Annotated in this window: 22 protein-coding genes and 9 tRNA genes; 13 read left to right on the forward strand and 18 right to left on the reverse strand. The window is 65.2% G+C overall.

The features are described from left to right. Nucleotides 1-12: 12 nt before the first annotated feature. The 5 genes from adiC to BCL79_RS02855 form a co-directional block, all read right to left on the reverse strand. Nucleotides 13-1,362 (reverse strand): arginine/agmatine antiporter, encoded by a 1,350-nt coding sequence (gene adiC, locus BCL79_RS02835; protein ID WP_121037144.1) that lies wholly within the window; start codon nucleotides 1,360-1,362, stop codon nucleotides 13-15. Nucleotides 1,363-1,413: 51 nt separating this feature from the next. Beyond that, a complete protein-coding gene (locus tag BCL79_RS02840) occupies nucleotides 1,414-2,847 on the reverse strand; it encodes a DcaP family trimeric outer membrane transporter (protein WP_121037146.1) in 1,434 nt (477 codons plus the stop codon). 487 nt (nucleotides 2,848-3,334) lie between these two features. Beyond that, the gene (gene dsbG, locus BCL79_RS02845; protein WP_121037148.1) at nucleotides 3,335-4,147 is read right to left on the reverse strand and encodes a thiol:disulfide interchange protein DsbG; all 813 of its coding nucleotides are present in this window, start codon (nucleotides 4,145-4,147) and stop codon (nucleotides 3,335-3,337) included. Between the two features lie 39 nt (nucleotides 4,148-4,186). Beyond that, nucleotides 4,187-4,987 carry a TlpA disulfide reductase family protein gene (locus BCL79_RS02850; RefSeq protein WP_121037150.1) on the reverse strand — a complete coding sequence of 267 codons (801 nt, stop codon included), beginning with the start codon at nucleotides 4,985-4,987 and terminating at the stop codon, nucleotides 4,187-4,189. A 113-nt stretch (nucleotides 4,988-5,100) separates the two neighbouring features. Next, nucleotides 5,101-6,165, reverse strand: a complete 1,065-nt coding sequence (locus BCL79_RS02855; RefSeq protein WP_121037152.1) for a helix-turn-helix domain-containing protein — start codon at nucleotides 6,163-6,165, stop codon at nucleotides 5,101-5,103. Between the two features lie 205 nt (nucleotides 6,166-6,370). Here BCL79_RS02855 and BCL79_RS02860 point away from each other — a divergent pair, with 205 nt between their 5' ends. From BCL79_RS02860 to BCL79_RS02905, 10 genes are all read left to right on the forward strand, one after another. Continuing rightward, complete coding sequence (locus BCL79_RS02860; protein ID WP_121037154.1) at nucleotides 6,371-6,769, forward strand: heavy metal-responsive transcriptional regulator; 399 nt, start codon at nucleotides 6,371-6,373, stop codon at nucleotides 6,767-6,769. A 68-nt stretch (nucleotides 6,770-6,837) separates the two neighbouring features. Further along, nucleotides 6,838-9,099 carry a heavy metal translocating P-type ATPase gene (locus BCL79_RS02865; protein ID WP_428999439.1) on the forward strand — a complete coding sequence of 754 codons (2,262 nt, stop codon included), beginning with the start codon at nucleotides 6,838-6,840 and terminating at the stop codon, nucleotides 9,097-9,099. Nucleotides 9,100-9,181: 82 nt separating this feature from the next. Beyond that, nucleotides 9,182-9,257, forward strand: a tRNA-Ala gene (locus tag BCL79_RS02870). Between the two features lie 53 nt (nucleotides 9,258-9,310). Beyond that, nucleotides 9,311-9,386, forward strand: a tRNA-Glu gene (locus tag BCL79_RS02875). Nucleotides 9,387-9,610: 224 nt separating this feature from the next. Continuing rightward, nucleotides 9,611-9,686, forward strand: a tRNA-Ala gene (locus BCL79_RS02880). 51 nt (nucleotides 9,687-9,737) lie between these two features. After that, nucleotides 9,738-9,813: transfer RNA gene (locus BCL79_RS02885), tRNA-Glu, on the forward strand. Between the two features lie 134 nt (nucleotides 9,814-9,947). After that, nucleotides 9,948-10,023 (forward strand) — tRNA-Ala (locus BCL79_RS02890). Nucleotides 10,024-10,072: 49 nt separating this feature from the next. Then, nucleotides 10,073-10,148 (forward strand) — tRNA-Glu (locus BCL79_RS02895). Between the two features lie 104 nt (nucleotides 10,149-10,252). After that, a tRNA-Ala gene (locus BCL79_RS02900) sits at nucleotides 10,253-10,328 on the forward strand. A 49-nt stretch (nucleotides 10,329-10,377) separates the two neighbouring features. Next, a tRNA-Glu gene (locus BCL79_RS02905) sits at nucleotides 10,378-10,453 on the forward strand. A 49-nt stretch (nucleotides 10,454-10,502) separates the two neighbouring features. Here BCL79_RS02905 and BCL79_RS02910 read toward each other — a convergent pair. Continuing rightward, complete coding sequence (locus BCL79_RS02910) at nucleotides 10,503-10,919, reverse strand: GNAT family N-acetyltransferase (protein ID WP_121037158.1); 417 nt, start codon at nucleotides 10,917-10,919, stop codon at nucleotides 10,503-10,505. Between the two features lie 105 nt (nucleotides 10,920-11,024). On the opposite strand from BCL79_RS02910, the gene BCL79_RS02915 reads away from it, so the two are divergent. After that, on the forward strand, nucleotides 11,025-11,981 hold the full coding sequence (locus BCL79_RS02915) for an SOS response-associated peptidase family protein (protein WP_121037160.1): 957 nt from the start codon (nucleotides 11,025-11,027) through the stop codon (nucleotides 11,979-11,981). Between the two features lie 7 nt (nucleotides 11,982-11,988). On the opposite strand, the gene BCL79_RS02920 is transcribed toward BCL79_RS02915, so the two are convergent. Further along, nucleotides 11,989-12,369, reverse strand: coding sequence for a response regulator (locus BCL79_RS02920; RefSeq protein WP_121037162.1), 381 nt, complete (start codon nucleotides 12,367-12,369; stop codon nucleotides 11,989-11,991). A gap of 124 nt (nucleotides 12,370-12,493) precedes the next feature. Between BCL79_RS02920 and BCL79_RS02925 the strand changes: the two genes are divergently transcribed. Next, nucleotides 12,494-12,580: transfer RNA gene (locus BCL79_RS02925), tRNA-Leu, on the forward strand. 102 nt (nucleotides 12,581-12,682) lie between these two features. Here BCL79_RS02925 and BCL79_RS02930 read toward each other — a convergent pair. From BCL79_RS02930 to BCL79_RS02980, 11 genes are all read right to left on the reverse strand, one after another. Then, nucleotides 12,683-12,865 (reverse strand): hypothetical protein, encoded by a 183-nt coding sequence (locus BCL79_RS02930; protein ID WP_121037164.1) that lies wholly within the window; start codon nucleotides 12,863-12,865, stop codon nucleotides 12,683-12,685. A 49-nt stretch (nucleotides 12,866-12,914) separates the two neighbouring features. Further along, entirely contained in the window at nucleotides 12,915-13,643 is a 729-nt protein-coding gene (locus BCL79_RS02935) for a LamG-like jellyroll fold domain-containing protein (protein WP_121037166.1), read from the reverse strand. After that, a complete protein-coding gene (locus BCL79_RS02940) occupies nucleotides 13,640-14,104 on the reverse strand; it encodes a hypothetical protein (protein ID WP_121037168.1) in 465 nt (154 codons plus the stop codon). The genes BCL79_RS02935 and BCL79_RS02940 overlap by 4 nt, the downstream gene beginning before the upstream one ends. 6 nt (nucleotides 14,105-14,110) lie before the next feature. Continuing rightward, nucleotides 14,111-14,854 carry a hypothetical protein gene (locus BCL79_RS02945; RefSeq protein ID WP_121037171.1) on the reverse strand — a complete coding sequence of 248 codons (744 nt, stop codon included), beginning with the start codon at nucleotides 14,852-14,854 and terminating at the stop codon, nucleotides 14,111-14,113. Continuing rightward, a complete protein-coding gene (locus BCL79_RS02950) occupies nucleotides 14,854-15,681 on the reverse strand; it encodes a hypothetical protein (RefSeq protein WP_121037173.1) in 828 nt (275 codons plus the stop codon). Before BCL79_RS02950 ends, BCL79_RS02945 begins: the two co-directional genes overlap by 1 nt. Then, the gene (gene lysC / locus BCL79_RS02955; protein ID WP_121037175.1) at nucleotides 15,681-15,944 is read right to left on the reverse strand and encodes an Rz1-like lysis system protein LysC; all 264 of its coding nucleotides are present in this window, start codon (nucleotides 15,942-15,944) and stop codon (nucleotides 15,681-15,683) included. Before lysC ends, BCL79_RS02950 begins: the two co-directional genes overlap by 1 nt. Next, the gene (locus BCL79_RS02960) at nucleotides 15,920-16,354 is read right to left on the reverse strand and encodes a hypothetical protein (protein WP_121037177.1); all 435 of its coding nucleotides are present in this window, start codon (nucleotides 16,352-16,354) and stop codon (nucleotides 15,920-15,922) included. Before BCL79_RS02960 ends, lysC begins: the two co-directional genes overlap by 25 nt. Then, nucleotides 16,348-16,566, reverse strand: a complete 219-nt coding sequence (locus BCL79_RS02965) for a hypothetical protein (RefSeq protein WP_121037179.1) — start codon at nucleotides 16,564-16,566, stop codon at nucleotides 16,348-16,350. Before BCL79_RS02965 ends, BCL79_RS02960 begins: the two co-directional genes overlap by 7 nt. Beyond that, nucleotides 16,563-16,880, reverse strand: a complete 318-nt coding sequence (locus BCL79_RS02970; protein ID WP_121037181.1) for a hypothetical protein — start codon at nucleotides 16,878-16,880, stop codon at nucleotides 16,563-16,565. The genes BCL79_RS02965 and BCL79_RS02970 overlap by 4 nt, the downstream gene beginning before the upstream one ends. Beyond that, nucleotides 16,880-17,332, reverse strand: a complete 453-nt coding sequence (locus BCL79_RS02975) for a D-Ala-D-Ala carboxypeptidase family metallohydrolase (RefSeq protein ID WP_121037183.1) — start codon at nucleotides 17,330-17,332, stop codon at nucleotides 16,880-16,882. The genes BCL79_RS02970 and BCL79_RS02975 overlap by 1 nt, the downstream gene beginning before the upstream one ends. 98 nt (nucleotides 17,333-17,430) lie before the next feature. After that, nucleotides 17,431-17,928, reverse strand: coding sequence for a DUF4760 domain-containing protein (locus BCL79_RS02980; RefSeq protein ID WP_121037185.1), 498 nt, complete (start codon nucleotides 17,926-17,928; stop codon nucleotides 17,431-17,433). A 249-nt stretch (nucleotides 17,929-18,177) separates the two neighbouring features. On the opposite strand from BCL79_RS02980, the gene BCL79_RS02985 reads away from it, so the two are divergent. Further along, nucleotides 18,178-18,489: a hypothetical protein gene (locus BCL79_RS02985; protein ID WP_121037188.1), complete on the forward strand. Its 312-nt coding sequence runs from the start codon at nucleotides 18,178-18,180 to the stop codon at nucleotides 18,487-18,489. Nucleotides 18,490-18,530: the final 41 nt, after the last annotated feature.

Here is an 18,530-nt window from a genome sequence, read left to right on the forward strand (position 1 = left end):
CCTGGGGGAAGATCACGAAAGCGTCGTGCGGACGGCGGCGTCGAGCGCGGGCAGCTGGCCGCGCTGGCGGCGACGCTCCTCGCTGAAGAACGGATAGAACACTGTGATGAACAACACGAACAGGAAGGCGTACTGCACGATGTTGCCGGCCGAGCCGAAGATCGCCCACAGGCAGTACACGACGGTGACACTGGTCAGCAGCCAGAACGCGCCGGTATGCACCAGCGTGTGCGAGCGCTCCACCACGAAATAGCAGGCCACGCACGAGTAGATGTAGGGCAGCAGGGTCAGCACCACCGCGGCCGAGGTGATCACGTCGAACTGGGCCGAGGCGGTCTTGGAGGTGGAGGTGACCAGTACCGCCAGGGTCATCAGCACGGCCACGATCAGCACGCCTTTGACCGGCACATCATCCTTGTTGGTCTTGCTGAAGATGCTCGGGAACAGGCCGTCATCGGAGGCCGCCTTGGCACTCTGCGCGGTGAGCAGGATCCAACCGCCGAGCGAGCCGGCCGCACCCACGAAGGCACACAGGCTCACCAGCGCACCGCCCCAGCCACCCACCGCATTGGCAGCAGCCAGTGCAAACGGCGCATCGGAGACCTGCAGGTCGCCGTTGGGCACCATGCCCATGATCACCGAGGAGCTGGCAATGTAGGCGATCGCCGCCAGGAACACGCCGGCCAGCGTCGCGCGGGCCACGTTCTTCTCCGGGTTCTCCACCACCCCGGCGGTGACCGAAGCCGATTCCACGCCGATGAAGGCCCACAGCGTCAACGCCGCTGCGCTGGAGATCGCGCCGAAGTTGGATTCACCGGAGACGTTGTAGGCGCCCTTGAAAATGGTCGGATCGAAGAAGAACCAGCCGAAGATCGCGATGCCCAGGATCGGTACCAGGGCGAAGCTGGTGGTCACCGTCTGCAGCTTGCTGACGAACGACGGGCCGATGACGTTGGCGAAGCTCAGCGCCCACACCAGTGCCAGCACCGCGATGCAGCGCGGCAGCGGCTCGGAGAGGATCGGAAAGAAGTAGCTGAAGTAACCCACTGCCGCGATCGGGATGGCAACGTTGCCGATCCAGTTGGCGAACCAGTAGATGGTGTTGGTCTGGAAGCCCATGTAAGGGCCGAACCAATCGCGTGCATAGGCATACGGGCCACCGGCCTTGGGCGCGAGCCTGCCGAGCTTGGCGAACACGAACGCCAGCAGCAGCGCGCCGGCCGTGGTGATCAGCCAGCCCCAGATCGAGGCGGTGCCGATCTTGGCCAGGCTGGAGGGCAGCAGGAACACCCCCGACCCCATCATGTTGCCGGCCACCAGGAAGGTGGCACCGACGACCCCGATTTTTTTTGCTTGTGCCATGACGTTTGCTCCTTTGCCAGGCAGGGACCCGGTCGTGCCGGGCGGTGGGAGTTACTTGATGAAGTTGTATTGCAGGCTGCCCTGCAGCCGCATCGTGTCGCCGCGTTGCCCGCTTTGCTGTTCCAGTTGTCCGTAGAGCAGTTCCATGCCCATCGTCCAGGACGGTGCCGGACTCCAGAGCAGGTTGAAGACGCCATAGCGGCTCTGGCGGAACGCATCGGCAGCCAGTGCCGCGTTGCGCCCGCTGGTGAGCTGGCCGTAGATCAGGTTCGAACGCCATAGCGGCGACCAGTAGTGCGTGTACCCGACGAAGCCGCCGTACAGCGACAGCGCCTGCAGGCGGCCATCGGCGGTCACCACCGCATCCATGCCCGAGCCGGTCAGGTCGGCTGTATAGCGGGCCAGGCCCTTGCCACCGAGCATCCCGAACAGCAGCAGGTCCTGCTCGCCCACCGCGGCCGAGCCACTGAGTTGCAGGCCACCGGCGAAACGGCGGCCATCCCCTGCATCGCCGTCGTAGCCCAGGCTGCGGGCGACCGCGCCCAGCTGCAGATGGCCCCAGTCGCGCTCCATGCGGGCGGTAACGGTGACATCCGGCAGTTGATCGACCGGCATGATCCCCTCGGCGGGGGTGCTCAACTGGGTATCGGGATCTTCGGCAGCCACGGTCAGCGTGTTGCCCTTGCCCATCGCGAAGCTGTGGTGGATGCCGGCCACCAGCAGGTAGCCCGCCCCACCCGGCCCGGCGAAATCCAGCGTATCGGGCAGGCTGTCGGCATCCATGAAGGTCGAATAGCCATAGCCGGCGTAGGTATTGCCGAGCTGCCCGTAAGCATGGCGCAGGCGGAACTGATAGCTGTCGCTGCTGCCGAAGAAGTCGTTCTCCAGATAGAAGCGCAGGTTGCCATGGGTGGTCGGCCGCCGCGCTTCAAAGCTGAAGCGGGTCTGCTTGGCGTGCAGGGTGAAGTTGGAGACATCCCGGTGCGCACTGCCGACGGGGATCGAGGAGGTAATGAACTGCTCCTGGTCGCCGGCCGCGCGTGAATCAGCGATCGCATCGAGCTTGGCGTAGCCGCCGATGCGGATCAGGGTGTCGGTGTTGGGGATCGCGAAGAAGCCTTTCAGCTCGGGATCGGTCGGGCCAGCGGCGCTGTCCGGGCGGGATGCGGCGGTGGACGGATCCGCAACGGAGTCGCGTTGCGGGAGGATGGCCTGGCCCATGCCGGGCACCTGTGCCTGGGCGGTCAAGGGCGCTGGCGAGGGTGCAGGACGTGAGCCCGTGCTCGGCGCAGGCGCCGCCGTGACCGTCGGTGACGCGGGCGGAGGTTTGCCGGATTCGATGGCCTGCAGGCGCGCTTCCATCTGTTCCAGCGCCTGCCGCAGCGTCTGGATGTCCTGCCGCAACGCGGCAGCCGAATCCTGCGCATATACCGGCGCCGCAGCCAAGGCTGCCACGCATGAGACCGTCAACACAGCCAAGCGCATCACGTCCTCCTTGAGCCGTACACAGTCCCGCGGGTCCACACCGGCTGACGACCAGAACGTCGCAGGTGGTGAGCACGCAGCCCGGCACTGCAATGCGGGCGACCTCTGCCGACGCGCGGTCCGGTGGCGGTCACGCCATCGGCCACATCGCCTGCATGGGTACGCTCGCACGGGATCCCCTCATCCCTGATGACCGCCGCGTTGACGCGCGGCAGCCAGCGCTCTGAGTACCAATCGCAAAGTGAGAACCCCGTGAACGTTCTCAGGCAGTTTTCTGACTGGGCGGCCACGCGTCCGCTTTGTGCGGGGAAATCCAGGAGATAGCGCATGCAGGGCAGCGTAGCGACGCAGGCGATTTCAGCCTTGATCCAAATCAAGCCGAATGCGACAGCGTGTGACGTCACCCACTACCAGGCGGATATCCGGCCGCCCAAACGCAGCGCGCCGGGCAATGCCCGGCGCGCTGTGACACTACGGTCGCCAGTGCTCAGCGCGGGCCGAGCACCACGGTCATATCATCCCCCTGCGGCATGCCGGAACGGCGCTGCACCATTCCCTGGGCGTCCTTGAACAAAATGCCCGGTGTGCCCTGGAATCCGAGCTCGATCATCAGCACCTGATTGGCATCGAGCTTGTTGGCGACCTCCGCCGTCAACGACGCTGCCGGCTTGATACCGCCCTTGTCGAACAGGCGCTCGTTCTCCAGCAGCGCAGCGCTGGGGTTGGGCGCGGTGAGGATGGCAGCCGCCTTGGCAGGGCTGTCTTCGCGGATCACACCGACCATCACGTGGCGCAGCTGCACCTTGCCCGCGTCCACCCACGGCCGCGCGGCCTCCCAGAAGCGGTGGCAGTACGGGCAGTTCGCATCGCTGAAGGTATAGACGACGCGCGGCGCGTCGGCCTTGCCGTCACGCACCCACGCACTCTCGTCGAGCTTCTTCCACGAGCGCTCGGACATCGGCTTGGCCACCAGCTTCTCCAGCGGCGCGGCGCCCACATCCTCGCCGTTGGCATCGAACAGACTGCCCACCACGACGTTCTTCCCATCAGCCGTCACATACGCCGCCGCCGGTTGTTGGCCACCGACCACACCGGCGAAACCGCGCAGGCCGCCGGGTGCGTCGAACTCGCCGATCACCTCGAACCCATGCTTTTCGATGCCCTTCAGCACCGCCGGCCGTTCACCGCCGGCCTTCTCTGCCGGGGCCTTCGGCGTCTGCGCCTGGCTGCAGCCGGCCAGTGCGATCAGCAGCGCGGCGGACAGCGCGGTGATCAGCGTGCGCGAGGATTTCAACGTCATGGAGACTCCTGGATTCATGGAATAAACGACCCGCGACCCTTACAGGTCGTCGAGCTTGGATTGCAGGCCGGCGGCCGTCAGCTCGCCCAGGTGCAGGTGCCGCAGCCGGCCCTGCCCATCGAAGAACAGGGTAGTCGGATACGCATGTACCTGCAGCCGTTCGGCAACACGTGCTTCTTCGTCGAGCAGCACATTGCGCAGCGACAGGTGTTCGGCCGCCATGAAGGCATCCACTTCGTCGCGCGTTTCGCCCTGGTTGACGAACAGGAAGCGGATATCAGGATGGCGCTGCTGTGCGCGTGCCAGTACCGGCATCTCGCGGCGGCAGGGGCCGCACCAGCTCGCCCAGAGGTTGATCACCACCGGCTCGCCCCGGGCCTCGTCAAGCGCGACGGGCGCGCCCTGCAGCGATGTCAGGGTGATCGCAGGCAATGACACCCGCGATTGCTGCAGCCAGCCGGCGCCGGTGGACAGCACGGCCCAACCGAGAAGGCCTGCCAGCGCAGCGGCAGCCACGGGGCGGCGCAGTGTGGGCCAGCGACGCAGGCGCCACCCGCCCCACCCCAGCCCGACCAGCAGTGCCGGCCACAGCACAAACCCGCCATCGCCGATACGCAGCACTGCCCAGGGATCGGCCACATAGTCGGCTGCATGCCAGATCACGAAACCTGCCCGCCCGGCGAGCAGGCCCAGCAGCAGCATGTCCACCACCACCGATCGCGGACGCGGTGCGCCCTCGATTGCCGGGGCACGCACCACACTGGCCACCAGCATCGCCATGCCCAGACCCACCAACACCCACACGACCGCAAGCGGTACCGGGCCTACACTGCTGATCATTGCTTCTCTCCGCCGTCGCCCGGGACACACCAACTGCGACGGCTGTTGCATCGGGCCCGCCCGCATGGTCCCAGCAAGGCATCAATGGATCAAGCGTGCCGGTACCGCGCGATTCAGGCCACCGAACGGATCGCCTCGACCCCTCGGCCGACCGGTCGTACTGCTGCATGCTCGCGCTGCTGCGCCGCCAGCTGGCGGCGATAGCGTGCCGGCGTCAGCCCGACGATGCGCAGGAACAACCGCCGGAACGCACTCTGGTCGGAATAGCCCACCGCACACGCCACCTCGTCCACGACCCCGCCCGCCTGCAGCAGCAACTGCGCCTTGGCGATGCGCAGGCGCTGGCAGTACTCGATCGGACGCATGCCGGTGGCTTTCAGGAACCGTCGCTGCAGCGTCCGCGGCTCCAGACCGGCCTGTGCGCAGATGTCGTCCAGCCCCACGCCGCGTGCGGCGATACCGTGCAGCCAGCGCTGTGCCTTGAGGATGCAGCGGTCGCCGTGGGCGAAATTCGGGCTGAAACGTTCCAGATCATCCAGTTCGGTGCGCGGGATCACCAGTTGCAGCTGCTGGATGACGGTGTTCATCACACCCTGCCCGTACACCCGTGCCAGCAGGCGCAGGCTGAGGTACTTCCAGGCCTCCTGGCCTGCTGCGGTCAGCAGGTCACCGTCATCGACCAGCGTGCGCTCGCTGGGCAGCCAGCTGGGCACCATCGTACGCAGCGCCGGACAGCGCGCGGGATCGGGAACGCTGACCGAGCGCCCGGCCAGCACGCCGGCGGCAGCCAGCAGCAGCCCGCCCTCGTCGCAGCCGGCGAGCAGGCTGCAGCCATCATGACATTCCCGCACCCAGGCCAGCAGGCGCTCGTCCGGCGGCGCCATGGTCCAGCTCGATTCGCTGCCTGGCACGACAATGATCGCAGGCAGGGCCTCGCCGAACAGCTCCGCCCCCGCGACCCGCTGCATGCCACGGGCGGACATCGTCCAGCGCGTGACCAGCATGCGTGGGCCGGTGCGGCGCCCGGCCGCCACGGTGCGGTTGCAGCGCTGCGCCAGCTCGGACAGTACGGGCGCGGCGGCACGCAGGCTGCCGGGGAATTCCACCACGGCGACTTCCATCAGGGTCGGCGTGTCCGGCCGGCGGTCCGGCTGCAACGTGTTGCGGGGTGCGTCCATGGCCCTTCTCCTGGGACAGTGCCTGCCGGCGTGGGGCCGGGCAGAACAGGTCGATACATAAGATCGCCTGAGGCTACGGGCGTCCCGGGAGAACGACCATGCAACTAGTTGTAAATTTCACGCCAACTGAATTTCCAGTGGGGTTTCGGCTTGACTCTGGAGCAGACTCCAAGGTTCAGAATGGAGCGTCATCCACGAGGTGCTCATGAACATTGGACAGCTCGCGCGCCAGGCCGGCGTGCCCATCGACACGGTGCGCTACTACGAACGGCAGCAGCTGCTGCCCACCGCACGGCGCAGCGCCGGCGGCTACCGGGTCTTCAGCGAGAGCGACCTGACCCGCCTGCAGTTCATCCGCCGCGCCAAGGCACTGGGTTTCAGCCTGGATGAAATCGCCGATCTGCTGGCCTTCAGCGATCAGCGTGGCCAGGACATGGCGCAGATCCGCGACAGTGCGGTGAACAAGCTCACCGACATCGAACAGCGCATCAGCGAACTGCAGCGGATGCACGGCGCGCTCAAGCAGCTGGTCGATGCCTGCCCCGGGCATGGCGATCAGCAACAGTGCCCGATCCTGACCGCGTTGACCGAGTCACGCCAATGAACGCCAGCCACGGCCACAGCAAGGTCTCCCGTGCGGACGACGGCCCTTCCACCGACCCGGTCTGCGGCATGACCGTCGACCCGGCCGCCACGGCCCACCATGCCCGCCATGACGGCAGCGACTACCACTTCTGCAGCGATGGCTGCCGGCGAAAGTTCATCGCCGACCCCCAGCGCTATCTGGAACCGGCATCACACATCGGCGACCCGGCCCCCACCGGCACGCTGTACACCTGCCCCATGCACCCGGAGATCGTGCAGGAAGGCCCCGGCACCTGCCCGCTGTGCGGCATGGCGCTGGAGCCGAAGATGCCCAGCCTGGATGAGGGCGAGAATCCCGAGTTGATCGACTTCCGTCGCCGCTTCTGGTGGAGCCTGCCGCTGAGTGTGGCGACGATGGCCCTGGCGATGCTGGCGATGACACCCGTGCTGCACGGCCTCGCGCCCGATCTGAGGGTGTGGATCGAGCTGGCCCTGGCGACGCCGGTGGTGCTCTGGGCCGGTTGGCCGTTCCTGCAGCGCTGGGCGCAGTCGATCGGCAACCGCAGCCCGAACATGTGGACCCTGATCGGGACGGGCGTACTGGCGGCCTACGGCTACAGCGTGGTAGCCACCGTCGCGCCCGGTCTGTTTCCGCCGTCGTTCCAGCAGCATGGACATGTCGGCGTCTACTTCGAGGCGGCGGCGATGATCATCTCGCTCACGCTGCTCGGCCAGTTGATGGAGCTGCGCGCACGGGCGAAGACCTCTGCCGCGATCAAGGCGCTGCTCGGCCTGGCACCGAAGACCGCGCGCGTGCTGCGCGGGGATGGCCGCGAGGAAGACGTCGACATTACCGCGCTGCAGCCCGGCGACCGCGTGCGCGTGCGCCCCGGTGAGAAGGTGCCCGTGGATGGCACGGTCGTCGAAGGCCGCTCCTCCATCGATGAATCGATGCTCACCGGTGAGCCGGTGCCGGTGGCCAAGGCCGTGGGCGACACGGTGATCGGCGCGACACTCAACGGCACTGGCAGCCTGGTCGTGCGCGCCGATCGCCTTGGCGATGACAGCATGCTGGCGCAGATCGTGCAGCTGGTGGCGCAGGCGCAGCGCTCACGTGCCCCCATGCAGCGCATGGCCGACACCGTCGCGTACTGGTTCGTACTGGTGGTGTTGTCGGTGGCGGTGCTGACGTTCTTCGGCTGGGGGCTGTTCGGTCCGGCGCCCTCATGGACACATGCGGTACTGAGCGCGGTCGCGGTGCTGATCATCGCCTGCCCGTGCGCATTGGGGTTGGCCACACCGATGACGATCATGGTCGCCACCGGTCGCGCCGCGCAGCACGGCGTGCTGTTCCGCGATGCCGAGGCGATCGAGGCACTGCGCCAGATCGACACGCTGGTGGTCGACAAGACCGGTACGTTGACCGAGGGCAAGCCAGCATTCCGCGACGTGCGGGCGGTGGCGCCCTTCGCTGCCGCCCAGATCCTGCAGTGGGCGGCCAGCCTGGACCAAGGCAGCGAGCATCCGTTGGCGGCTGCGATCGTGGCCGAAGCGCACGCGCGCAGGATGCCGCTGGCCAGCGTGGACGATTTCGATTCCCTGACCGGCATGGGTGTGCACGGCGTGGTGGACGGCAGGCGGCTGCTGCTTGGCAATACCGCGTTGATGGACGAACACGGTGTCGCACTGGAGGCGCTGCGCGAAGATGCCGAGCGCTTGCGCAGCACCGCCGCCAGCGTGATGTACCTCGCCGTCGATGGCCAGCTTGGGGGCGTGCTCGCGGTGGCTGACCCGATCAAGGCCTCCACCGCCGAAGCCATCGTGCAGCTGCACCGCGATGGCCTGCGCATCGTCATGGCCACCGGCGACGGCGCGGCCACCGCGAAGGCCGTCGCGCGGGAACTCGGCCTGGATGACGTCCACGGTGAGATGCGCCCCGCCGACAAGGCCGCCTTGATCCGTTCGCTGCAGGCACAGGGCCGCAAGGTGGCGATGGCCGGCGACGGCATCAACGACGCGCCGGCGTTGGCAAGTGCGGACGTTGGTATCGCGATGGGCAACGGCACCGATGTGGCGATGTCGAGCGCACAGGTCACGCTGGTCAAAGGCGATCTGCGCGGCATCCTGCGTGCGCGCCAGCTGTCCACCGCGAGCGTGCGCAACATGCGGCAGAACCTGGGCTTTGCGTTTCTCTACAACGGCCTCGGCATTCCCGTGGCGGCCGGCGTGCTGTATCCGCTGGGCATCGTGATGTCGCCGATGTTGGCGGCGGTGGCGATGAGCCTGAGTTCGGTCTCGGTGATCAGCAATGCACTACGGCTTCGCCATCAACGACTGCCCGGCGAGTGACAACGGATTGCATGACGATATTTCTTCACTTTTTTCTTGCCAATCGAAAACGTCGTCGCTATGATTTCGCTCCTCACGACGTGGGGCCATAGCTCAGCTGGGAGAGCGCCTGCATGGCATGCAGGAGGTCGGCGGTTCGATCCCGCCTGGCTCCACCAATCCGATCATTAGGCCGATCAGATTGCAGTGACAAAATTTGAAGTTTTCGTGCGTCCCCATCGTCTAGAGGCCTAGGACATCACCCTTTCACGGTGGCGACCGGGGTTCGAATCCCCGTGGGGACGCCAGTTTCAAACAAACAGCCCTGACTTCGGTCGGGGCTTTTTGTTTCTCACGCATCGATCAACACTCGGCATTGGCCGCCTGTTATATCGCGTGCGTGTTGATGCGCTCGCCCACGCAGACGTCGGCCTCTGCAGATGGATGCCTGCGTGCATTCTTTCTTCGGTATTTCAGAAAAAAGACTTGGCGAATGCTTCACGGCCGCGTAGAATTCCGCCTCCAGCATCGTGGGGCCATAGCTCAGCTGGGAGAGCGCCTGCATGGCATGCAGGAGGTCGGCGGTTCGATCCCGCCTGGCTCCACCACTCCGGACCTTAGGCCGTTCGGGTGTGCTGAACAATTTGATGAGTTTATGCGTCCCCATCGTCTAGAGGCCTAGGACATCACCCTTTCACGGTGGCGACCGGGGTTCGAATCCCCGTGGGGACGCCACTCATCAGAAGAACACCGAGGCCCGGCATGCCGGGTCTTTTTGTTCACCGCCTACTGCGGTTGCGATGCGGATGCCCGAAAGGCTTCCACAAACGTGAACAGGCAGATACACTAGGCGGCTCGCGGTACAACGTGGGGCCATAGCTCAGCTGGGAGAGCGCCTGCATGGCATGCAGGAGGTCGGCGGTTCGATCCCGCCTGGCTCCACCACTTCTCCGGACACAGGCCGTCCGATAGAAGCCAAAATTCGGTTTAACGCGTCCCCATCGTCTAGAGGCCTAGGACATCACCCTTTCACGGTGGCGACCGGGGTTCGAATCCCCGTGGGGACGCCAGCTTCAAACAGACAGCCCTGACCTCGGTCGGGGCTTTTTGTTTGACGAGCCCCTTCCCATTCGGCAAGACCGCCGCTATGATAGGCGGCTCGCAGCACAACTGTGGGGCCATAGCTCAGCTGGGAGAGCGCCTGCATGGCATGCAGGAGGTCGGCGGTTCGATCCCGCCTGGCTCCACCACTTCTCCGGACACAGGCCGTCCGATAGAAGCCAAAATTCGGTTTAACGCGTCCCCATCGTCTAGAGGCCTAGGACATCACCCTTTCACGGTGGCGACCGGGGTTCGAATCCCCGTGGGGACGCCAGCTTCAAACAGACAGCCCTGACCTCGGTCGGGGCTGTTTGTTTATGGGCCTACGCCACCACCTTCGCCATGCCCACCGAGCGCGGCGCGGTCACGCTGAAACCGAACTGCGCATACAGCCGGTGCGCCTGGCCATCGGCGATCAGGCTCACATAGGCACCTTGGGCATTGGCGTGCAGCCAGGCATCGAGCTCGGCCATCACCGCCTTGCCCAGGCCCTGACCCTGGCGGTCCGGGACCACGGCGATATCCACCACCTGCAGGAAGCAGCCGCCGTCGCCGATGAGCCGCCCCATCGCCAGCAACCGGTCGCCCTCGCGCAGGCTCACACCGAAGACCGTGTTGGGCAGGCCACGCGCCGCCGCATCGGCCGTTTTCGGACTCAGGCCGGCCAGCACCCGCAGCGCGCGGTATTCCTCCACGCTCGGCGCCAGGGGAATGCAATGAACACCAGCAGGCAGCAACATGAGACCGGTCCGGCAATGAATGGACGCTCAGCATGCCCGAACGTATTCGCAGCATGTGCGACCCACCGGCCTATCCTGTCCCCCTGCCCACCCTGTTATGCCGCCATGTGCTATTCCGCCCAGATCCGCGCCGATTACACCAAGCTGGTCCGTGAGTACGGCGCCATGCTGTCCCTGGACGAGTTCGCCCAGCTGTATGCCCATGACGCCGGCAAGCAACGCCCGAAAACCCCCAAGGCGATGGACGATGGCTTCGCCGGCGCGCGCACCGCGCAGGGCCAGCAGATCGTGGCGCGGATACAGCAATGGCATGCCGAGGAGATGCAGGCGCTGGATGAGGAGGTGCGCCTGCAGAGCGCCCGGCTGAAGGCGGCCGAAGAACACCTGGCCGACCGTCCCACGCAGAAGGCGCGCAATGAACTGCGCGTGGCTGGCAATCGGATTGAACGTGCGCAGACGCGCCTGTCCGATCTGCAGCGTGCCGGCCTGGTACCGCGCGACAGCCGCATTTTCCCCGGCGTCTACGCGCCGGTGATCGTGTCCGAGCAGGGCCAGCGCGTGATCAAGCCGATGCGCTACCAATGCCGGCTGCCGGACAAGCCCGCGCGCAACGACGTGCTGTATCCGGGCACCTACAACGCGCGCCGCGACAGCCTGGAGGCGTACTGGAAATCCGCGTTCGGCCACCAGCATGGCGTGGTGGTGGTGCAATCGTTCTACGAGCACGTGCCGCGGCATGCACTGGAGCAGCGCCCGCTCTCACCCGGCGAGAAAGCCGAGAACGTGGTGCTGGAATTCAGCCCGCAGCCACCGCGCGATCTGTTGATCGCCTGCCTGTGGTCGGCGTGGGAAGGACCGGAAGGCCGCCTGCTGTCGTTTGCCGCGATCACCGACGCGCCACCGGCCGATGTGGCACGCACCGGCCACGACCGTTGCATCGTGCCGATCCGGCGCGAACATCTGGATGCCTGGTTGAACCCGGACCCCCGCGACCTCGCTGCGCTGTACCGGATCCTGGACGATCGCGAGCCGGTAACACTGGCGCACGCCGAAGCGGCGTGAACGCTGCTCAGCCGGCGACCGAATCGCCTATCCGTGCCCGCCCCAGCGCGGCATTCAACTCGGCCGTCAGGTAGGGCTTGGTCAGGATGATGCCTGCCCGGAAGGCCTCGGGCAGATGCTCGGTCGCCATGCCGGTGGCCAGCACGAAGGGAATCTGGCGCGCGGCCAACGCCGCAGCAACCGCTTCACTGGTTTCATTGTTGGCCAGGCGGTAATCCAGCAGCACCACGTGTGGCTGGGTCTCGCCGAGCAGCCGCAGCGCCTCGGATACCGACGCCGCCAGCCCCACCACCACCGCGCCGGACTGCACCAACTGCATCTGCAGCAGGGCGGCACTCATTTCGTCGTTCTCCACCACCAGCACCCGAAGATCCTGCAGCGCGCTCATGACGACTCCCTGTATGGTTCAGCGCGATGAGTATAGCGTCCTGCGTAGGTGAAACCCTGACAGGAACTTAAGCATTCAGGTCTGCACAAATGCCGACATCTTGTATACACTACGCGGCCAGCCAGCCGAAGTGGCGGAATCGGTAGACGCAGCGGACTCAAAATCCGCCGCCCTTAAAAGCGTGTGGGTTCGAGTCCCACCTTCGGCACCAATGGTTTGCGGGGTTTTCGAGCGGTGGTTTTCGCTCCGCAATAAACGAACCGCTCCGCAATTCGATCAGGCCTCGCTCACGCGGGGCCTTTTCTTTGGGCGCTCAGCTCCCCTTCTCCCACCACTTCGAGCGCCCCCTGCCCGAGCGCCTGGCTGACTCTTTCAGCGACGCGGCCAGCTTTTCCTCGGGCGTGCGGGTGTCATGAAGCAGCAGGTGGGAATAGCCCGGCGCCATCTTGGTGGGGTCCGGGCGGTCTTCGGGTTCGGGGGTGTCTGGGGCGTCCATGCCATGACTCTATCCCCCAGCCGTCTCAGTGGATGTGACGCAAATCTCGTCAGGGCCGGTCGCGGGCGGTCCACATAGCTGCAACCTCGGCGGCCGAGATCGCTTTGTTGAAGAGCATGGCGCTGTTCACGTTGCCCATCAGATAGTCATTGCCGGATCGCGCACCAATCCACCCAAAGGTGGCCGCAATCGGCGTCAACGTCACAGCCGTCGTGGATTGGGCAACCACTGAGCCGTTCACATACAGCTTCAGCCGACCATCTGCCGCTGCCAGAGAGGGGTCGTATACGAACCCGACCATGGCGGGCTGGCCAACCGTGAACACTGCCGGGGCGGTCACCGTGAAAACCGAAGGCATGATCCCAACGAATTCCAATGCAGACCCGTTGTGGCGCAGCTGCCAACGACGGGCACCGGACTCATCGGCGGAGATCAGCATCTTGATGCCAGTAGCGTCTACCAGGTTGACGGACAGGAACCCAGACTGCCCCACGTCAGCCGTGATGCGCAGGCCTGGCGTCCGGATCTGGGTGCTGCCGCGCAATGCCGCCGACCTCGGCCTGGCCGCGAACACGCCGGCTCCATTCGCGGCGCTTCCTTCATACGTCCCGTTTCGCGCGTTCCCTGACGCGTCCGGAGCAGCAGCTCCACTTGCTGGGGTGGTTTCCTCCAACTTCCAGTACGCCCATGGGGAGAGTGCCACTACCGTCTGATCGAAGGTCAGGGACGGGGCAGGCGCATCTGCCATCTGAACCGCCAGGGCCGCGATGATGCTCACGCTGCGACCCCCTTCATGCTGTAGGCCCAGCGCGCTCCCTGGTCATGGCTGGTGACGATCAGCTGGGTGTAGGCGTTCGCCGCGGCCTGAACCGCCGTGTCGCTGCCGGTGATCGCCTTGAAGCTGCTGGGCAGCGCAACTGTCCGCGCACCAGTCGCGTCCTGCCGAATGCGGATCGACAGTGCTGCACCGATGCCTGATGCAGGGAGATTGGAGAACGTGATGCTGGTGACGTTGGCGGTCAGCGACAATGTGAAGTAGTCGCCCAGCGCACAGTCGATGTTGACCACGCCCGATGCGATGGCAAGGGCCGTGACAGCGCGGCGATCGCTGCCGCCCCCTCCAGCAAGCGCAGCGATCTGCCCCGCAGTTGCTTTCTTGTCGACGCCTGCCTGGACGATTTGGAGCAGATCAGCACTACCGACAGTTGTTGCGGCGGGGAAATCAGCGTACTTGGCCATGGTGTATCACCTATCGAAGTCGTAGCCGACCAGCGCGATCGACGCCGAGCCAGTCAGCAGGCCCAAGATCGGGCCGATGAGGGGGAGAGAGGCGTTCAGCAAGACGGTGAACTGCCGGTTGGCGTCGAGCGTGATGTCGAGAACCGGCGAGGAGCCAGGCACTGCCGCGTACTGGAAGTTGGTGGCCGATGGCGCGCCCACGTCGGACCGGGAGGTGTAGAGGGTGAAGTTCGTAGGATTCAGCACCTGGACGATGGCCCGATTGGCCGTCACCGGCAGCACTGCGGACAGGTCAATCGTCTGGGCCGTGGTGGCCACCAGCCCCGAGAGCAGCATGATCGGCACGCTGCCCGCGGCCGTCGCTGCGTCCAGCATCACCCGGTTCCCCATCTCGGACGGCCGGGTGTGCTTGCCGGGGCGCAGCACGGAGCTGGCGTTGGTCCGGCCGCTGATCAGGTAGCGCCGCGTCGGATCGCCAGTCTTGCACCGAGCGGTGCCAAGGTACGGAGCATCTGGGCCGATCGTGGAAGCCTCCAGCCCCATCAGGCCGCCGCCCATGTCGTAGGCATACAGGTGATAGAACGTGTTGGCTGTCGGGCTGCTCAGCGTCACAGAGGCGGTGCCATCGCTCAGCACACGGCCAGTCCCAGGCACGTAGCACATGCCGGGGGAAACGCTGACCGTCAGGCCGTTGAGGCCCACCGACGCCTGCAGGCCGCGGATGATCGAGATCGAGGGGTCGAGGGCCATCAGTTCGCGATGCTCCGGTCAGAGAAGCGGCGCCATTTCGTGCCGCTGGCCACGGTCGAGTCGTACCAGCAAGGCTCGCGCCCGCCGGCCAGGTCGGTGATCGCCACCATCTGGAAGTCGGCCACGCCAGTGAGCGCGTTGGCCACGACCAGCGTCATCGGCGGCAAGGCGTTGAGCGTGGACAGCGACCACACGCCCGATGCGTCCCGCTGGAGGAAGCCAGTGCCCGGGCCGGTGAGGTACTCGTAGGGTATGGATGGCGTGTTCTGGCGAAGCGGCCTTCCCTGCTGGTCGGTCAGCGCCTCCCCGGCCTGACTGAAGAGCTGGGGGTATAGAAAGGCCGTTGAGTCTGTCGAAATGATCGGGCGCTGCGGGTCGGACGAGTCTACCTCCACGCCCTCGCCTTCGATGATCTGCTGAACGGCACTGTCGGCCAGCGCCAGCGACTCAAGCGCTTCCGTGCTCAGGCCGACCGCCGGATTACCCGTGGCACCGTCGCCATTGGTGACCTGGACGCCGGTCCCCTGCTGAATCGTCCGAGTGTGGAACTCGCCGTCATCCGATCGAGTCACGAACCCCATGCCGATCAGCGCCGCCAGATTCTTGATATTGGTCGGCACCTCGCGGATCAGCTTCCACACAGTGGCGCCAATGGAGGAGCTGCCGCCAGATAACCCTCCAGCAGGGTTTATCACCTGCGCCGCGGTCAGCAGTTGCCCGTCGGGCCCGTACAGGTTCCTTCCCACCTGCGCGCCATTGGTCGCCTCAGTGTCGACCGTGGCGAAATTGCGCGGGTTCTGGTGGAGCGGGACGCGGACCTTGGGCATTACTTCCCCAGCGCGCGAATCTCGGACATGCGGCCATCGCAGTCCTCAAGGGTCGCGATGTTGGCGTTGTAGGCGGCGACCACGGCCTCGACGGTGCGCGACGCGGCGCGCTTGGCCGGACAGGGCTTGGTCAGACGCTCATCGACCGGGACGAGCTTCTCGACGGACACGTGCACGACCTCGGGAAGCTTGGGCTTCTCGGGCTTGTGCGCGCAGCCGGTGAGCAGCGCCAGGGCGATCAGAGCAACGGAATGGATTCGCACAGCTGCACCTCCAGTTGGGACCGGCACGCCGGCGTGGTCTTCGCGTCCTGCAGCGCCTTCTCAGCGGCAGCGGCGCGGCGCTGGCCGGCAACTGCTGCCGCCTCCGCCCGGCTGGCAGCCACTTCCGCTGCCAACTTGGCGCGGGCAGCGTCGTTGATCGAGCGCTGGGTCTGGTCGTTGATGTCACTCAGGAGCTGGCCGCAGGCGTTGGCCGCCCGCAGGTTCTCGGCGGCCTCAGCTTGGGCGCCGTCGCGCGCGCGGACCAGGTTGTCGATGCGCCCCTGATCCTTTGCCGCCTGGCGGTCCTCACCCCTGTGGCAGCCGCTGACGAACACGACCGAGACCACCAGTACGGCGGCTCCGGCCTTCAGGGCCCAGATGTACGGGCGAAGCGGATCGAGGCTCAGCATGGCGGCTTCCTCCGAGACTTGAGCACGCGCGCGACAACGCCCAAGGCGCCAAGGCCGCGGATCGACCACTTGGCAGGCTCGGGCAGCTCGTCCATCCAGCCCATCGCGGCGATCGCGTCGTAGATGTCGGGGAACACAGTCACGAGGCCGAAGACCCAAACCGACGCCAGCTTCCACGCGCGGTGCCACCCATCGATCAGTTGCAGCTTCATTTGATCCCCCTGAGCTGCTTCAGCTCTCGGATGTCCTGCTTGTTCTGTTCGGTCTGGATGGCGATCTTCGCCATTTCGATCTTCAGCGCCGGCACGTCCGCCAGCTGGGTGTTCATGACCTGCAGCTGCTGTCGCAGGCCGCTGATCTGCTCACTCGTGACCTGCTGCTGGGCCAGCATCGACTGCACCGACGTGACCAGCCAGATGCACCCGAGGAGGATTCCGGCCCCGAACGAGCCGACCATCCATTTCTCGACCGTGCCGAGCGAAATGCGGGTGCGGCCGTCCTGGCTCGGCTGGGCTTCCATGCTCATCAGGCCCCCAGACCTTGGCGGTAGACCGTCTTGCCACCCTGCTTCACTGCCGTGAGCTGCTGCCGGCGGTTGCGCGGACCGTAGCTGACGTGGGCCCAGCGGCCGAACTCCTCGATCACCTGGTCGAATGGCAGGTTGAGCAGCACGATCTTTCGGGCCAGCTCCTTCGAGCTCATGCCCTCGACGCGGATGTCCGCAGCCTGGCCGAGGCGGTGCTGGCTGGTAGCCGTGCCGCCCACCGATCGGTTCACGGCCTCAGACCGGAACGCCGAGTTGATGATGACGGGCTTACCCAGCGAATCCCGCAGCGGCTGCAGAATCTTGGCCGCCAAGGCTCGTAGGCTCGCCACCTCGGCCTCATTCGGGGTGTTGATCAGCCCCGAGTTGGTCACGGTCAGCTCTGCCAGCGTGAAGTTGGCGGAGAGCCGTACGGTTGTTGATGCTCCAGCCATTGGGCTGCCCCTGTATTCGTTGGGGCCATGCTGCCGGGGCTGGGCCGGGCTTCAACGGAGGATGGGAACTAAGCACCATCCTCCGTTGAGAATGCGTACTACCAAGTCTTCCGATGCTTTACTTGGCTAGTTGCCCAGCGGGCAACGAGCAATTCGTACTCTTGGAAGATCGTCGGCTTCCCGTACTTGCCTCGCATTGCTTCAACAAGCGGCTTCGAGTACTCAAACGTGTTGCACATCATCGTGCACCAAGCATCTTTGACCATCTTCTCATCGTAGATGTCGTTCTTGATCCCGACGCTTACTGTTTCGAAGTGATTAAGCACATACAGGATTTCGTTCGTCTCTTTTGTATGCTCCGGGTCATCGAGCATCATGCGCAAATTCTTGTTCTTGGCTTGATGGAGATCTCGGGCTACCCGGCACCCCACCTGAAGCTTGTCATCCCCGCGACTTGCGAACAACATGTCTGCAACTTGCTTCCGCTTGGCAATTTTGCGGGAAGTCAACACCGACAGAATTGCCACTACCACACCAAGCCCAATCATTGCGCCGCGAAATGCCTCACTCGCAAGCAATTCCTTAAGCCATTCCATAGCCACCCCCTGAGCAAAAAAAAACCACCCGCCGGTCAGGCGGGTGGCATGGTTAAAGTTAAGAACTACTGTTACAGGCCACCGATAACTTCACGCATGCCACTTCCTCCTTGGTGAAACCAGCTCCTGCTGGCGATTAGCGAATGCTAACACCGCTTAGGCTCTCGGTGTCGCTCTGGACCGGGCTGGTTCATGCCGCATCACCAGATGTCACGAAACAGTGACCGTGAAACATTGCCATGAACTATCGTGGAACACTTTGAGCTTGGATTTAACATCCAGCATTTCGGGCGCCACTTTCGGATCGGCTACGATGCTCTGGGCCCTGGATTGGCCGGGGCTACCAAGGAGATGGTGATGAGCGAAGTCGATCAAAGCGTTACGCGAGAGGAAAGGGAGCTGGCCAAGGCCATCTTCACGGCTGCTGCAGCTATCGCTATAGCGAACAACCACAACCCTGACTTGGCCGGCCTGGCGGAGCGTGCATTCAATGCTGCTGACGCGTTTTCCGGTTCATCTGGATCTAGGCCGAAGCCGAAAGGCGTGATGGATTACCTCTGAGTGACCCACCGGCCGCCCAGCGCGGCCGGTGGTAGGATGCC

The organism is Stenotrophomonas rhizophila, from assembly GCF_003651185.1.
Lineage (GTDB): Bacteria > Pseudomonadota > Gammaproteobacteria > Xanthomonadales > Xanthomonadaceae > Stenotrophomonas > Stenotrophomonas maltophilia_Z.